The 13678-nt window shown below is 49.2% G+C and carries 20 protein-coding genes; 14 read left to right on the top strand and 6 right to left on the bottom strand.

Annotated elements, in window-relative coordinates:
* The first annotated feature begins 97 nt into the window (after positions 1-97).
* From rpsM to arfA, 8 genes are all read left to right on the top strand, one after another.
* Positions 98-454 carry a 30S ribosomal protein S13 gene (gene rpsM, locus D9734_RS08870; RefSeq protein ID WP_000090775.1) on the top strand — a complete coding sequence of 119 codons (357 nt, stop codon included), beginning with the start codon at positions 98-100 and terminating at the stop codon, positions 452-454.
* Positions 455-470: 16 nt separating this feature from the next.
* A complete protein-coding gene (rpsK, locus tag D9734_RS08865; RefSeq protein WP_001029684.1) occupies positions 471-860 on the top strand; it encodes a 30S ribosomal protein S11 in 390 nt (129 codons plus the stop codon).
* 33 nt (positions 861-893) lie between these two features.
* On the top strand, positions 894-1514 hold the full coding sequence (gene rpsD / locus D9734_RS08860) for a 30S ribosomal protein S4 (RefSeq protein WP_000135224.1): 621 nt from the start codon (positions 894-896) through the stop codon (positions 1512-1514).
* A 25-nt stretch (positions 1515-1539) separates the two neighbouring features.
* Positions 1540-2529 (top strand): DNA-directed RNA polymerase subunit alpha, encoded by a 990-nt coding sequence (rpoA, locus tag D9734_RS08855; RefSeq protein WP_001162094.1) that lies wholly within the window; start codon positions 1540-1542, stop codon positions 2527-2529.
* Between the two features lie 40 nt (positions 2530-2569).
* Positions 2570-2953 carry a 50S ribosomal protein L17 gene (gene rplQ / locus D9734_RS08850; protein ID WP_001216368.1) on the top strand — a complete coding sequence of 128 codons (384 nt, stop codon included), beginning with the start codon at positions 2570-2572 and terminating at the stop codon, positions 2951-2953.
* A gap of 106 nt (positions 2954-3059) precedes the next feature.
* A complete protein-coding gene (locus tag D9734_RS08845; RefSeq protein WP_130206883.1) occupies positions 3060-3428 on the top strand; it encodes a DUF1992 domain-containing protein in 369 nt (122 codons plus the stop codon).
* Between the two features lie 10 nt (positions 3429-3438).
* The gene (gene zntR / locus D9734_RS08840; RefSeq protein WP_130206881.1) at positions 3439-3864 is read left to right on the top strand and encodes a Zn(2+)-responsive transcriptional regulator; all 426 of its coding nucleotides are present in this window, start codon (positions 3439-3441) and stop codon (positions 3862-3864) included.
* A 55-nt stretch (positions 3865-3919) separates the two neighbouring features.
* Entirely contained in the window at positions 3920-4138 is a 219-nt protein-coding gene (arfA, locus tag D9734_RS08835) for an alternative ribosome-rescue factor ArfA (protein WP_042201146.1), read from the top strand.
* On the opposite strand, the gene mscL is transcribed toward arfA, so the two are convergent.
* The 5 genes from mscL to def all read right to left on the bottom strand — a co-directional run bounded on the left by mscL (position 4135) and on the right by def (position 8879).
* Positions 4135-4545, bottom strand: coding sequence for a large-conductance mechanosensitive channel protein MscL (gene mscL, locus D9734_RS08830; RefSeq protein WP_000022442.1), 411 nt, complete (start codon positions 4543-4545; stop codon positions 4135-4137). The genes arfA and mscL overlap by 4 nt on opposite strands.
* A 129-nt stretch (positions 4546-4674) precedes the next feature.
* On the bottom strand, positions 4675-6051 hold the full coding sequence (gene trkA, locus D9734_RS08825; protein ID WP_000691382.1) for a Trk system potassium transporter TrkA: 1377 nt from the start codon (positions 6049-6051) through the stop codon (positions 4675-4677).
* Between the two features lie 21 nt (positions 6052-6072).
* Complete coding sequence (gene rsmB / locus D9734_RS08820; protein WP_130206879.1) at positions 6073-7362, bottom strand: 16S rRNA (cytosine(967)-C(5))-methyltransferase RsmB; 1290 nt, start codon at positions 7360-7362, stop codon at positions 6073-6075.
* 45 nt (positions 7363-7407) lie between these two features.
* Positions 7408-8355 (bottom strand): methionyl-tRNA formyltransferase, encoded by a 948-nt coding sequence (fmt, locus tag D9734_RS08815; RefSeq protein ID WP_130206877.1) that lies wholly within the window; start codon positions 8353-8355, stop codon positions 7408-7410.
* 14 nt (positions 8356-8369) lie between these two features.
* Positions 8370-8879, bottom strand: coding sequence for a peptide deformylase (gene def, locus D9734_RS08810; protein ID WP_000114984.1), 510 nt, complete (start codon positions 8877-8879; stop codon positions 8370-8372).
* Between the two features lie 129 nt (positions 8880-9008).
* Between def and dprA the strand changes: the two genes are divergently transcribed.
* The 6 genes from dprA to D9734_RS08780 are packed head-to-tail and all read left to right on the top strand — an operon-like array spanning position 9009 to position 12803.
* Positions 9009-10133 carry a DNA-protecting protein DprA gene (dprA, locus tag D9734_RS08805; RefSeq protein WP_130206875.1) on the top strand — a complete coding sequence of 375 codons (1125 nt, stop codon included), beginning with the start codon at positions 9009-9011 and terminating at the stop codon, positions 10131-10133.
* Positions 10105-10578, top strand: coding sequence for a DUF494 family protein Smg (gene smg / locus D9734_RS08800; RefSeq protein WP_000460680.1), 474 nt, complete (start codon positions 10105-10107; stop codon positions 10576-10578). The genes dprA and smg overlap by 29 nt, the downstream gene beginning before the upstream one ends.
* A gap of 28 nt (positions 10579-10606) precedes the next feature.
* Complete coding sequence (locus D9734_RS08795; protein WP_001129723.1) at positions 10607-11149, top strand: type I DNA topoisomerase; 543 nt, start codon at positions 10607-10609, stop codon at positions 11147-11149.
* A gap of 4 nt (positions 11150-11153) precedes the next feature.
* Complete coding sequence (tsaC, locus tag D9734_RS08790; protein ID WP_130206873.1) at positions 11154-11726, top strand: L-threonylcarbamoyladenylate synthase type 1 TsaC; 573 nt, start codon at positions 11154-11156, stop codon at positions 11724-11726.
* Between the two features lie 4 nt (positions 11727-11730).
* The gene (gene aroE, locus D9734_RS08785; protein ID WP_130206871.1) at positions 11731-12549 is read left to right on the top strand and encodes a shikimate dehydrogenase; all 819 of its coding nucleotides are present in this window, start codon (positions 11731-11733) and stop codon (positions 12547-12549) included.
* A complete protein-coding gene (locus tag D9734_RS08780; protein ID WP_130206869.1) occupies positions 12546-12803 on the top strand; it encodes a DUF1488 domain-containing protein in 258 nt (85 codons plus the stop codon). The genes aroE and D9734_RS08780 overlap by 4 nt, the downstream gene beginning before the upstream one ends.
* Here the strand turns inward: D9734_RS08780 and D9734_RS08775 are convergent.
* Positions 12779-13333: a gamma carbonic anhydrase family protein gene (locus D9734_RS08775; protein WP_130206867.1), complete on the bottom strand. Its 555-nt coding sequence runs from the start codon at positions 13331-13333 to the stop codon at positions 12779-12781. The genes D9734_RS08780 and D9734_RS08775 overlap by 25 nt on opposite strands.
* Positions 13334-13678 lie beyond the last annotated feature (345 nt).

The raw sequence follows: 13678 nt of genomic DNA, 5'->3' as shown, positions 1-13678 counted from the left end.
CCAGCCAATCTTTTGTATGTCTGTGCGTTTCCATTTGAGTATCCTGAAAACGGGCTTTTCAGCATGGAACGTACATATTAAATAGTAGGAGTGCATAGTGGCCCGTATAGCAGGCATTAACATTCCTGATCATAAGCATGCCGTAATCGCATTAACTTCGATTTATGGCGTCGGCAAGACCCGTTCTAAAGCCATCCTGGCTGCAGCGGGTATCGCTGAAGATGTTAAGATCAGTGAGCTGTCTGAAGGACAAATCGACACGCTGCGTGACGAAGTTGCCAAATTTGTCGTTGAAGGTGATCTGCGCCGTGAAATCAGCATGAGCATCAAGCGCCTGATGGATCTTGGTTGCTATCGCGGTTTGCGTCATCGTCGTGGTCTACCGGTTCGCGGTCAGCGTACCAAGACCAACGCACGTACCCGTAAGGGTCCGCGCAAACCGATCAAGAAATAATCGGGGTGATTGAATAATGGCAAAGGCACCAATTCGTGCACGTAAACGTGTAAGAAAACAAGTCTCTGACGGCGTGGCTCATATCCATGCTTCTTTCAACAACACCATCGTGACTATCACTGATCGTCAGGGTAACGCGTTGGGTTGGGCAACAGCCGGTGGTTCCGGTTTCCGTGGTTCTCGCAAATCCACTCCGTTTGCAGCTCAGGTTGCAGCAGAGCGTTGCGCTGACGCCGTGAAAGAATACGGCATCAAGAATCTGGAAGTTATGGTTAAAGGTCCGGGTCCAGGCCGCGAATCTACTATTCGTGCTCTGAACGCCGCAGGTTTCCGCATCACTAACATTACTGATGTGACTCCGATCCCTCATAACGGTTGTCGTCCGCCGAAAAAACGTCGCGTATAACGCTTCGTTTTCCAGGTTTGTTGGAGAAAGAAAATGGCAAGATATTTGGGTCCTAAGCTCAAGCTGAGCCGTCGTGAGGGCACCGACTTATTCCTTAAGTCTGGCGTTCGCGCGATCGATACCAAGTGTAAAATTGAACAAGCTCCTGGCCAGCACGGTGCGCGTAAACCGCGTCTGTCTGACTATGGTGTGCAGTTGCGTGAAAAGCAAAAAGTTCGCCGTATCTATGGTGTGCTGGAGCGTCAGTTCCGTAACTACTACAAAGAAGCAGCACGTCTGAAAGGCAACACCGGTGAAAACCTGTTGGCTCTGCTGGAAGGTCGTCTGGACAACGTTGTATACCGTATGGGCTTCGGTGCCACTCGTGCAGAAGCACGCCAGCTGGTTAGCCATAAAGCAATTATGGTAAACGGTCGTGTTGTTAACATCGCTTCTTATCAGGTTAGTCCGAATGACGTTGTAAGCATTCGTGAGAAAGCGAAGAAGCAGTCTCGCGTGAAAGCCGCTCTGGAGCTGGCTGAGCAGCGTGAAAAGCCAACCTGGCTGGAAGTTGATGCTGGCAAGATGGAAGGTACGTTTAAGCGTAAGCCGGAGCGTTCTGATCTGTCTGCGGACATTAACGAACACCTGATCGTCGAGCTTTACTCCAAGTAAAGCTTAGTACCAAAGAGAGGACACAATGCAGGGTTCTGTGACAGAGTTTCTAAAACCGCGCCTGGTTGATATCGAGCAAGTGAGTTCGACGCACGCCAAGGTGACCCTTGAGCCTTTAGAGCGTGGCTTTGGCCATACTCTGGGTAACGCACTGCGCCGTATTCTGCTCTCATCGATGCCGGGTTGCGCGGTGACCGAGGTTGAGATTGATGGTGTACTACATGAGTACAGCACCAAAGAAGGCGTTCAGGAAGATATCCTGGAAATCCTGCTCAACCTGAAAGGGCTGGCGGTGAGAGTTCAGGGCAAAGATGAAGTTATTCTTACCTTGAATAAATCTGGCATTGGCCCTGTGACTGCAGCCGATATCACCCACGACGGTGATGTCGAAATCGTCAAGCCGCAGCACGTGATCTGCCACCTGACCGATGAGAACGCGTCTATTAGCATGCGTATCAAAGTTCAGCGCGGTCGTGGTTATGTGCCGGCTTCTACCCGAATTCATTCGGAAGAAGATGAGCGCCCAATCGGCCGTCTGCTGGTCGACGCATGCTACAGCCCTGTAGAGCGTATTGCCTACAATGTTGAAGCAGCGCGTGTAGAACAGCGTACCGACCTGGACAAGCTGGTCATCGAAATGGAAACCAACGGCACAATCGATCCTGAAGAGGCGATTCGTCGTGCGGCAACCATTCTGGCTGAACAACTGGAAGCTTTCGTTGACTTACGTGATGTACGTCAGCCGGAAGTGAAAGAAGAGAAACCAGAGTTCGATCCGATCCTGCTGCGCCCTGTTGACGATCTGGAATTGACTGTCCGCTCTGCTAACTGCCTTAAAGCAGAAGCTATCCACTATATCGGTGATCTGGTACAACGTACCGAGGTTGAGCTCCTTAAAACGCCTAACCTTGGTAAAAAATCTCTTACTGAGATTAAAGACGTGCTGGCTTCCCGTGGACTGTCTCTGGGTATGCGCCTGGAAAACTGGCCACCGGCAAGCATCGCTGACGAGTAACCGGATCACAGGTTAAGGTTTTACTGAGAAGGATAAGGTCATGCGCCATCGTAAGAGTGGTCGTCAACTGAACCGCAACAGCAGCCATCGCCAGGCTATGTTCCGCAATATGGCAGGTTCACTGGTTCGTCATGAAATCATCAAGACGACTCTGCCTAAAGCGAAAGAGCTGCGCCGCGTAGTTGAGCCGCTGATTACTCTTGCCAAGACTGATAGCGTTGCTAATCGTCGTCTGGCATTCGCCCGTACTCGTGATAACGAGATCGTGGCAAAACTGTTTAACGAACTGGGCCCGCGTTTCGCGAGCCGTGCCGGTGGTTACACTCGTATTCTGAAGTGTGGCTTCCGTGCAGGCGACAACGCGCCGATGGCTTACATCGAGCTGGTTGATCGTTCAGAGAAAGCAGAAGCTGCTGCAGAGTAATCTGAAGCAACGTAAAAAAACCCGCCCCGGCGGGTTTTTTTATATCTGTAGTATCCCCACTTATCTACAATAGCTGTACTCTTTTTGTTCATCCCCTGGAGTATTTATGTGGTTACTTGACCAGTGGGCAGAGCGCCATATTACTGAAGCACAGGCTAAAGGTGAGTTTGAAAATCTCCCAGGCAGTGGTGAACCATTAATCCTGGAAGATGACACACATGTGCCGCCGGAACTGCGTGCGGGCTATCGCTTGTTAAAGAATGCCGGCTGTTTACCGCCAGAACTTGAGCAGCGCAAGGAAGCTATTCAGCTTCTGGATATTCTCAACGGTATCCGTCAGGATGATCCGCAATATCAAGATGTTAGCCGTCAGTTGTCTTTACTGGAGTTGAAACTGCGGCAAGCAGGTTTGAGTACTGAATTTTTACGTGGCGAATATGCAGATAAGCTTCTGCATAAAATTAATGACAACTGAGAGATAATTTATGTATCGCATTGGTGAGTTGGCAAAACTGGCAGAAGTTACGCCCGACACAATACGTTATTACGAAAAACAACAGATGATGGATCATGAAGTTCGTACGGAAGGAGGCTTTCGCCTGTATACCGAAAGCGATCTCCAACGGTTGAAATTTATTCGGCATGCCAGACAACTTGGTTTCAGTCTTGAGTCGATCCGTGAGTTACTTTCGATCCGTATCGATCCTGAACATCATACTTGTCAGGAATCAAAAGGTATTGTGCAGGAAAGATTACAGGAAGTGGAATCGCGGATAGCCGAGTTGCAGAGCATGCAGCGTTCCTTGCAACGTCTTAACGATGCCTGTTGTGGTAGCGCCCATAGCAGCGTTTATTGCTCTATCCTTGAAGCTCTTGAACAAGGAGCCAGCGGTGTCAAAGCAGGTTGTTGATTTTTTGCACTGACGGGATTACACTCGCGCCGTTAAATAACCAACTGGAGTTTTTATGAGTCGATATCAGCATACGAAAGGGCAGATAAAGGATAATGCGATTGAAGCATTACTACATGACCCTTTGTTCAGGCAGCGTGTAGAAAAAAATAAAAAAGGGAAAGGCAGTTATATGCGAAAAGGAAAACATGGCAATCGGGGTAGCTGGGAGGCCAGTGGCAAGAAAGTAAATCACTTTTTTACCACTGGCCTTCTGCTTTCAGGCGCTTGTTAAGATCGGTTATTCTGCTCTTTCAGCAAATCACGAATTTCTGTCAGTAATACTTCTTCTTTAGTTGGTGCAGGTGCTGCTGCCGGTTCTTCTTTCTTACGATTCAGTTTGTTGATTAGTTTAATCGCCATAAAGATGGCAAAGGCCACAATCAGAAAATCAAAGACGTTTTGAATGAAGACACCGTAATGCATCACAACAGCAGGGATATCCCCCTGCGCATCGCGTAGCGTGACAGCAAACTGTTTAAAGTCGATCCCGCCAATTAATAAGCCTAAAGGTGGCATGATGATATCGGCAACCAGTGAAGAGACGATCTTCCCGAATGCCGCACCGATAATGACACCCACCGCCAAATCCACCACGTTCCCGCGCATCGCAAATTCGCGAAATTCTTTAATAATGCTCATGTTATTCTCCCTATGAAGCCGACAACCATAAGTCTAACAAATGTTAAGCCATTTTCCTGCCAGGAATGAATTTAATTAATCCTTGATAATCAAAGGGAAATAATAAGGCGTCATTAGACGCCTTATTAATTACAAAAAGAAAGGACTTGGCTGGAAGAGTCTTTCGACGTCGGTAATAAACTTTTTATCTGTGAGGAACATAATTACGTGATCGCCTTGCTCAATGCGCAGATTGTCATTGGCAATCATCACGTCGTTTCCACGTACCACCGCTCCAATAATCGTTCCTGGCGGTAGCTTGATTTCATCAATGACTCTGCCGACAACGCGCGAGGTGCTTTCATCACCGTGAGCAACGGCTTCAATAGCTTCTGCTACGCCGCGGCGCAATGAGGAAACACCAACAATATCTGCTTTTCGCACATGACTAAGCAACGCAGAAATAGTTGCTTGTTGTGGTGAAATCGCAATATCGATCACGCTCCCCTGAACTAGATCCACATAAGCGCGACGCTGGATCAATACCATCACCTTTTTCGCACCCATACGTTTGGCGAGCATGGCTGACATGATATTGGCCTCGTCATCGTTGGTGACGGCAATAAACAGATCAACTTGATCGATATGTTCTTCGGCCAGCAGTTCTTGATCCGACGCATCACCAAAAAAGACGATCGTATTCTGCAACTTTTCCGCCAGTTCGGCAGCGCGCTGCTGATTACGTTCGATGAGTTTGACGCTGTAATCTTTTTCCAGGCGACGCGCCAGCCCTGCACCGATATTACCGCCACCAACCAGCATGATCCGCTTATACGGTTTTTCCAGTCGCTGTAATTCACTCATCACCGCGCGTATATGCTGCGAGGCGGCAATAAAGAACACTTCATCACCAGCTTCAACAATAGTCGAACCTTGCGGGCGGATAGGACGGTCGTGGCGGAAAATTGCCGCCACGCGGGTATCGATATGTGGCATATGCTCGCGCATGGTCGAAAGCGCATTACCAATAAGCGGGCCACCATAATAGGCTTTTACCACTGCAAGGCTCACTTTGCCCTCAGCGAAGTTCACCACCTGCAATGCGCCGGGATACTCAATCAGTCGGTAAATATTATCGATAACCAACTGCTCTGGTGCGATCAGATGATCAATCGGTACAGCATCTGAATGAAATAGCTTATCGGCATCGCGCACGTAGTCTGGTGAGCGGATACGAGCGATGCGATTAGGGGTGTTGAAAAGTGAGTAGGCTACCTGGCAGGCAACCATATTGGTTTCATCTGAACTGGTTACAGCAACCAGCATATCGGCGTCGTCGGCACCTGCCTCCCGCAATACGCGTGGATGAGAGCCATGCCCCTGCACGACTCGCAGGTCAAATTTATCCTGCAAGGTCCGCAGACGCTCACCGTTGGTATCGACGACAGTAATATCGTTGTTCTCGCCAACCAGGTTTTCCGCCAGTGTGCCGCCAACCTGACCGGCACCCAGAATGATAATTTTCATCAGTCGCGACCCGTTATCTCATCACTTTTTGATTAGCTTAGCGTAAAAGAAGCCGTCGCCCTCTTCAGCACCAGGCAGATTTTGCTTACCCGGTTGTTCTGGTGTTCCGGTGTCGCAAAGTTTGGCATCAGCGGTGCGTTGCAAGAAGGCTTTAATCTGCTGGCTATTCTCTTCCGGTAACACCGAGCAGGTGGCATAAACCAGCGTTCCGCCAGATTTTAAATGCGGCCAAATGGCGTCGAGAATTTCAGACTGCAGTTGCGCGAGTTCCGGGATATCGCGATCACGACGTAACCACTTGATATCCGGATGTCGACGAATCACACCCGTTGCTGAACAAGGCGCATCTAATAAAATGCGATCAAACTGTTGCTCGCCACACCATTGGGAAGGGGAGCGGCCATCACCTTGTTTCACGGTCGCCTTCATACCAAGGCGTTTTAAATTGTCGTAAACGCGAGAGAGGCGCTGTTCGTCAATATCAACCGCAAGAACCTGCGCTTCTGGTGCCACCTCAAGGATATGTGTTGTTTTACCGCCGGGGGCGGCACAAAGATCCAGAATGTGTTCACCGTTTTGTGGCGCAAGCCAGGTCATGCAACCTTGTGCTGATGCATCCTGAACGGTAACCCATCCGTCTTCAAAACCGGGTAGCGCATGAACAGGTGCAGGTGTTTCCAGCCGTACAGCATCAGGGTAATCCGAATGCGGGAAGCCTTTCATTCCTGCTTCATCCAGCAATGCAAGCCAACTGTCGCGGGAATGATGCGTACGATTAACGCGCAGCCACATTGGCGGACGCTGATTATTGGCGTCAACGATAGATTGCCACTGCTCTGGATACGCTTTTTGCAGACGCTTCAGCAACCAGGAAGGATGCAGATAACGTGCATCACTGGCATTAAACTCGGCTAATAACTCTTCTTGCTGACGCTGGAACTGGCGTAATACACCGTTTATCAACCCTTTAAGTTGCGGACGCTTAATTGCGAAAGCGCCTTCAACCGTTTCAGCCAGCGCAGCATGAGGTGGAATGCGGGTATAAAGCAGTTGATACAAACCAACCATAATCAGGTAATGCACGGTCCGCTGTTTGCCGGTCATCGGACGGGCCATTAACTTATTAATCAGCCAGTCTAACTGCGAAAGCGTACGCAGTACGCCAAAGCACAACTCTTGAAGAAGTGCTTTGTCTTTATCGGAAACTTTTTGCTGGAGCGGTGGCAGAATGTTGCTTAATGATTGCCCTTGCTCGACGACTTGTTCAACGGCCTGGGCCGCCATGCTACGTAAATTACGTTGTTTTTTCATAAGTATAAAAATGCCCGGCAAGACCGGGCTTAGAAGAGTGGACTATCAGACCAGACGGTTGCCCGGAACAAACCATTCCCGACGAGAATTCAGGAGGTCTTGCGCGCTCATCGCTTTCTTACCCGCAGGTTGTAACGAGAGCAGGTTCAGGATGCCATCACCAGTCGCAACCTGAATGCCTTGTTTGTTGGCTTCAAGGATCGTTCCTGGTGCAGCGTTGGTTGCCGTATCAATGACCGACGCTTTCCAGACTTTAACCGGCTGTCCTTCAATTTCCAGCCAGCTCATTGGCCATGGATTGAAAGCGCGAATGCAGCGTTCAAGCTGTGCTGCCGAAAGTGACCAGTCAATACGCGCTTCTTCTTTACTCAACTTCTCGGCGTAAGTGACAAGAGTTTCGTCCTGAACTTCTGGTTTCGCCGTGCCGTCTGCCAATTGTTTCAATGTGGCGATAAGCCCTTGTGGGCCAAGCTCTGCCAGCTTGTCGTACAGCGTACCACTGGTATCTTCTGCAGTAATCGGGCAGGAGAGCTTATAGAGCATGTCACCGGTGTCTAAACCAACATCCATTTGCATAATGGTCACACCAGTTTCTGCATCACCCGCCCACAGCGAACGTTGGATTGGCGCGGCGCCGCGCCAGCGCGGCAGCAGTGAACCATGAACATTGATGCATCCAAGACGCGGCATTTCCAGCACCGCTTTAGGCAGAATCAGCCCATAGGCGACGACGACCATAACATCAGCCTGCAGATCGGCGACCAGTTGCTGGTTTTCTTGTGGACGCAGGGAAACAGGTTGAAAAACGGGTAGACCTTTTTCCTCAGCCAGAACTTTAACCGGGCTGGGCATCAGTTTTTTACCGCGTCCTGCCGGTCGGTCTGGCTGGGTGAACACGCCAACGATGTTATGACCAGAAGACAACAGCGCGTCGAGATGACGCGCTGCAAAGTCAGGTGTTCCCGCAAAAATAATACGTAGTGATTCTGACACGTTAGTTCTTATCCTTAAGCCCGGGCTTTCAGACGATCCAGTTTTTCAACTTTCTGACGAATACGTTGTTGTTTCAGCGGTGACAGGTAATCCATGAACAGTTTACCGACCAGGTGATCCATCTCATGCTGAATGCAGATGGCTAACAGACCATCAGCTTCCAGTTCAAATGGTTTACCATCGCGGTCCAGGGCGCGAATTTTCACTTTCTCTGCGCGCGGCACTAAAGCACGCTGTTCAGGGATCGACAGGCAACCTTCTTCAATGCCTGTTTCGCCGCTTTTTTCTAAAAGCTCCGGATTGATTAACACCAGCCGTTCGTCGCGGTTTTCCGAAACATCAATAACAATGATACGTTGATGGATATCAACCTGGGTTGCCGCCAGGCCAATACCTTCTTCCGCGTACATCGTCTCGAACATATCATCGACGATACGCTGAATTTCTGCATTCACTTCTTCTACCGGTTTAGCAACTTTGCGAAGCCGCTCGTCCGGAATATGTAACACTTGCAAAACTGACATAAATCTCCAGAGATGTGTTCAGGAGTTAGAAAGATTATTTCTTCTATTCTAGACAAATCCCCCTCTGATTGACAGCATCACTGACCAATCGCAAAGATTGCTAAGGCTGCTTATGGCAGGGAGATAAGGATGGTCGATACCGAAATTTGGCTGCGTTTAATGAGCATCAGCAGCTTGTACGGCGATGATATGGTCCGCATTGCTCACTGGCTGGTAGAACAGCCAAATATTGATGCAGTTGTACTGCAGCAAACAGGGCTTTCATCGCGACAGGCACAACGCTTTCTTACATTTTCACAGCAGAGTATTGAAAGCTCACTTTGTTGGCTGGAGCAACCTAACCATCATTTAATCCCAGCGGACAGTGAATTTTATCCTCCTCAACTTATTGCAACGGCTGATTATCCAGGTGCACTGTTTGTTGCTGGTGATCTACAAGCGCTGCAATCATTTCAGTTGGCCGTAGTGGGAAGCCGGGCGCATTCATGGTATGGCGAACGGTGGGGGCGGCTGTTATGTGAGGCGCTGGCGGCGCGAGGCGTGACAATTACCAGTGGGCTGGCGCGCGGAATCGATGGTGTAGCGCATAAAGCGGCCTTGCAGGTAAATGGTGTCAGTGTTGCTGTGCTGGGGAATGGGCTAAATACCATTCATCCGCGTCGCCATGCCCGACTTGCTACCAGTCTGCTTGAACATGGTGGGGCTCTTGTCTCGGAATTTCCCCTCGATACCCCTCCTCTTGCTTACAATTTCCCGCGAAGAAATCGCATTATTAGTGGTCTAAGTAAAGGTGTACTGGTGGTGGAAGCGGCTTTGCGCAGTGGTTCACTGGTGACAGCGCGTTGTGCGCTTGAGCAGGGACGTGAAGTCTTTGCTTTGCCCGGTCCATTAGGGAGTCCCGGAAGTGAAGGCCCCCACTGGCTTATAAAACAAGGTGCGATTCTTGTGACGGAACCGGAAGAAATTCTGGAAAATTTGCAATATGGATTGCACTGGTTGCCAGATGCCCATGAAAAATCATTTTATTCATCAGATCAGGAAGACGTGGCATTGCCATTTCCTGAGCTCCTGGCTAACGTAGGAGATGAGGTAACACCTGTTGACGTCGTCGCTGAACGTGCCGGCCAACCTGTGCCAGAGGTAGTTACTCAACTACTTGAACTGGAGTTAGCAGGATGGATCGCAGCTGTACCCGGCGGCTATGTCCGATTGAGGAGGGCATGCCATGTTCGACGTACTAATGTATTTGTTTGAAACCTATATTCACACTGAAGCTGAGTTGCGTGTGGATCAAGACAAACTTGAACAGGATCTTACCGACGCAGGTTTTGAGCGAGAAGATATCTACAATGCCCTGCTATGGCTGGAAAAACTTGCTGATTATCAGGAAGGGTTGGCAGAACCGATGCAACTGGCCTCGGATCCTCTCTCCATGCGTATTTATACACCGGAAGAGTGTGAACGACTGGATGCCAGCTGCCGTGGGTTTCTGCTTTTCCTTGAGCAGATTCAGGTGCTCAACCTTGAAACTCGTGAAATGGTGATAGAGCGAGTGCTCGCGCTGGATAACGCAGAGTTCGAACTGGATGATCTGAAATGGGTGATCCTGATGGTGTTGTTCAACATCCCGGGCTGCGAAAATGCGTACCAGCAAATGGAAGAATTACTCTTTGAAGTGAATGAAGGTATGCTGCATTAATCATTTCTTTAATTCAGCATAAGTTGTTATGGCGAAATCAGCACTGTTCACGGTGCGTAATAATGAGTCCTGCCCAAAGTGCGGGGCTGAACTGGTTATTCGATCCGGGAAACACGGTCCGTTTCTTGGGTGCTCACAGTATCCGGCGTGTGACTACGTCCGTCCTCTGAAATCTTCAGCGGATGGGCATATCGTCAAAGTTCTGGAGGGGCAGGTTTGCCCTGCATGCGGAGCAAATCTGGTATTACGCCAGGGACGCTTTGGTATGTTTATTGGTTGCAGTAACTATCCTGAATGCGAACATACCGAACTTATCGATAAACCGGACGAAACAGCAATTACCTGTCCTCAATGTCGGACGGGCCATCTGGTCCAGCGCCGCTCCCGTTATGGCAAAACATTTCACTCCTGTGATCGCTACCCTGAGTGTCAATTTGCTATTAACTTCAAACCAATAGCCGGAGAGTGCCCTGAGTGTCATTATCCGCTACTCATCGAAAAGAAAACCGCGCAGGGTGTTAAACATTTCTGTGCCAGTAAACAATGTGGAAAGCCGGTTTCGGCGGAATAATAACGTGAATAATAACCTGCAAGGAGACGCTATCGCAGCTGCGATAGATGTCCTCAATGAAGAACGTGTCATCGCCTATCCAACGGAAGCCGTTTTTGGTGTCGGGTGCGATCCTGATAGCGAAACAGCAGTGATGCGGCTGTTGGAATTAAAGCAGCGTCCGGTTGATAAGGGGCTGATTTTAATCGCGGCAAATTACGAGCAGCTTAAACCCTATATTGATGACAGCATGCTGACTGGCGCGCAGCGTGAAACCATTTTTTCTCGCTGGCCTGGTCCTGTCACCTTTGTCTTTCCCGCGCCTGCGACAACACCACGATGGTTGACGGGCCGCTTTGATTCGCTTGCTGTACGAGTTACCGACCATCCGTTGGTGGTTGCTTTGTGCCAGACTTATGGTAAACCGCTGGTTTCTACCAGTGCCAACTTGAGTGGATTACCACCTTGTCGAACAATAGAGGAAGTTCACGCACAGTTTGGTGCTGATTTCCCGGTTGTGCGAGGTGAAACGGGCGGTCGTTTAAATCCTTCAGAAATTCGTGATGCCCTGACGGGTGAACTGTTTCGACAGGGGTAACATAATGGAAACCTATGCTGTTTTTGGTAATCCGATAGCCCACAGCAAATCGCCATTCATTCATCAGCAATTTGCACAGCAACTGAATATTGAACATCCCTATGGCCGCGTGCTGGCACCCATCAATGATTTCATCAACACGCTAAACGCTTTCTTTAGTGCTGGTGGTAAAGGTGCGAATGTGACAGTGCCTTTTAAAGAAGAGGCTTTTGCCAGAGCGGATGAGCTTACTGAACGGGCAGCGTTGGCTGGTGCTGTTAATACCCTCAAGCGGTTAGAAGATGGACGCCTACTGGGTGACAATACCGATGGTGTAGGCTTGTTAAGCGATCTGGAACGTCTGTCTTTTATTCGCTCTGGTTTACGTATTCTGCTTATCGGCGCTGGTGGGGCATCTCGTGGGGTATTACTGCCGCTTCTCTCTCTGGACTGTGCTGTGACAATCACTAACCGAACGGTTTCTCGCGCGGAAGAGTTGGCTAAATTGTTTGCGCACACTGGTAGTGTTCAGGCGTTGGGTATGGACGAACTGGACGGTCACGAGTTCGATCTTATTATTAACGCGACATCCAGTGGCATTAGTGGAGATGTTCCGGCGATCCCGGCATCGCTCGTCCATTCAGGTATTTGTTGTTATGACATGTTCTACCAGAAGGGAAAAACGCCCTTTCTGGCATGGTGTGAACAGCAAGGCTCAAAACGTAATGCGGATGGATTGGGGATGTTAGTGGCGCAGGCGGCTCATGCCTTCCTTCTCTGGCACGGTGTTCTGCCTGACGTAGCACCAGTTATAAAGCAATTGCAGGAGGAGTTGTCCGCGTGAATCAGGCCATCCAATTTCCAGACAGGGAAGAGTGGAGCGAGAGTAAAAAATGCGTTTGTTTTCCAGCTCTTGTAAATGGTATGCAGCTCACTTGCGCTATTACTGGAGAGAGTCTGGCGAACCGCTTTGCAGGAGATACGCCAGAACAGTGGTTAGCGAATTTTCGTCAGCATCGTTGGGACCTGGAGGAAGAAGCGGAAAACTTAATTCAGGAACAAAGTGAAGATGATCAAGGCTGGGTCTGGTTACCCTGATCCAGATATTCGTCCTTCCATTTCACGTAATTATTTGCGGAATAGCGTAACCCAGCCTTCTCTTCATCACTTAACGGGCGGATCTGTTTGACGGGGCTACCGAGATACAGATATCCGCTCTCCAGTCGTTTATTTTGTGGGACCAGGCTACCCGCACCAATCATCACATCATCTTCTACTATTGCGCCATCAAGTAAAATTGAGCCCATCCCAACCAAAACTCGATTGCCAATGGTGCAGCCGTGGAGCATCACTTTATGTCCAACCGTAACGTCTTCACCGACGATCAACGGATTGCCTTGTGGATTAGCCGTTGATTTATGGGTCACGTGTAAGACGCTACCATCCTGAATATTAGTGCGGGCACCGATTTGTACATAATTCACATCGCCACGAATCACAACGAGCGGCCAGATCCCCACATCATCAGCCAGGCGAGCGTCACCAATAACCACACTACTACTGTCGATCATTACGCGCTGACCGATTTGTGGAAAAAGATCGCGGTATGGGCGTAAAACATCAGACATACTTACCTCAACAATAAATGATTTACTAATGACTTTGGGTGCATTATTGGCCTTGTGCAAGTCTTTTAGTATGCAAAAAAGCACCGTTTTGTGTGTGAATGCAGCAAAAAGGGTGAAAAAACAACAAACAGAAAAAAAGATCAAAAAAGTACTTGTGCAAAAAATTGGGATCCCTATAATGCGCCTCCGTTGAGACGACAACGTGAAACACTTCACAAGATGGTCGTAACAACAAAGAGAAAAATCCTGAAATTCAGGGTTGACTCTGAAAGAGGAAAGCGTAATATACGCCACCTCGCGATAGTGAGCTGAAAGCCGCGTCGTAACTGCTCTTTAACAATTTAT

It is taken from the genome of Escherichia sp. E14S1 (assembly GCF_004211995.1).
In the GTDB taxonomy this organism is placed as follows: domain Bacteria; phylum Pseudomonadota; class Gammaproteobacteria; order Enterobacterales; family Enterobacteriaceae; genus Escherichia.
This window is presented reverse-complemented; position numbering and strand designations above follow the sequence as displayed.

Coding starts and splice junctions, on each gene's coding strand:
- dprA (WP_130206875.1), top strand. CDS start 9,009: ATGGTCGATACCGAAATTTGGCTGCGTTTAATGAGCATCAGCAGCTTG.
- D9734_RS08775 (WP_130206867.1), bottom strand. CDS start 13,333: ATGTCTGATGTTTTACGCCCATACCGCGATCTTTTTCCACAAATCGGT.
- def (WP_000114984.1), bottom strand. CDS start 8,879: ATGTCAGTTTTGCAAGTGTTACATATTCCGGACGAGCGGCTTCGCAAA.
- rpoA (WP_001162094.1), top strand. CDS start 1,540: ATGCAGGGTTCTGTGACAGAGTTTCTAAAACCGCGCCTGGTTGATATC.
- rsmB (WP_130206879.1), bottom strand. CDS start 7,362: ATGAAAAAACAACGTAATTTACGTAGCATGGCGGCCCAGGCCGTTGAA.
- D9734_RS08845 (WP_130206883.1), top strand. CDS start 3,060: ATGTGGTTACTTGACCAGTGGGCAGAGCGCCATATTACTGAAGCACAG.
- aroE (WP_130206871.1), top strand. CDS start 11,731: ATGGAAACCTATGCTGTTTTTGGTAATCCGATAGCCCACAGCAAATCG.
- trkA (WP_000691382.1), bottom strand. CDS start 6,051: ATGAAAATTATCATTCTGGGTGCCGGTCAGGTTGGCGGCACACTGGCG.
- rpsD (WP_000135224.1), top strand. CDS start 894: ATGGCAAGATATTTGGGTCCTAAGCTCAAGCTGAGCCGTCGTGAGGGC.
- mscL (WP_000022442.1), bottom strand. CDS start 4,545: ATGAGCATTATTAAAGAATTTCGCGAATTTGCGATGCGCGGGAACGTG.
- rplQ (WP_001216368.1), top strand. CDS start 2,570: ATGCGCCATCGTAAGAGTGGTCGTCAACTGAACCGCAACAGCAGCCAT.
- D9734_RS08795 (WP_001129723.1), top strand. CDS start 10,607: ATGGCGAAATCAGCACTGTTCACGGTGCGTAATAATGAGTCCTGCCCA.
- arfA (WP_042201146.1), top strand. CDS start 3,920: ATGAGTCGATATCAGCATACGAAAGGGCAGATAAAGGATAATGCGATT.
- rpsK (WP_001029684.1), top strand. CDS start 471: ATGGCAAAGGCACCAATTCGTGCACGTAAACGTGTAAGAAAACAAGTC.
- smg (WP_000460680.1), top strand. CDS start 10,105: ATGTTCGACGTACTAATGTATTTGTTTGAAACCTATATTCACACTGAA.
- zntR (WP_130206881.1), top strand. CDS start 3,439: ATGTATCGCATTGGTGAGTTGGCAAAACTGGCAGAAGTTACGCCCGAC.